The sequence below is a fragment of the Rhodococcus sp. IEGM 1307 genome, assembly GCF_030056915.1.
Classification (GTDB): domain Bacteria; phylum Actinomycetota; class Actinomycetes; order Mycobacteriales; family Mycobacteriaceae; genus Rhodococcus_F; species Rhodococcus_F opacus_D.
On sequence record NZ_JASHKW010000124.1, the window covers coordinates 1 to 223 of the forward strand.

The following is a 223-nucleotide window of genomic DNA, read 5'->3' on the forward strand; positions in this document are numbered from 1 at the left end:
GGGCGGGCCGCCCCGATGAAGTCGAGGATTCCGCTCTTGACCTGATGCAGCCTCGTGTCGGGCGAGGTGAAGCGGCCGACGCCGACGACGGGTTTCGTGGGGAGCTGCTTCAGACCGCGTACGTATGGTTCCTGCTCCGCCTCGGGACCGACCCGCGACGTGACGGAGTCGTCCTCCCAGCTGCCCAGCACGACGTCCCACAGATCGGGGGTCTCGCCGAGCA

General features: G+C 68.6%; 1 pseudogene. It reads right to left on the bottom strand.

Annotation, left to right across the window (positions count from 1 at the left end):
• Positions 1-223: pseudogene (locus QM841_RS43025) on the bottom strand (NADH:flavin oxidoreductase); the annotation flags it as partial.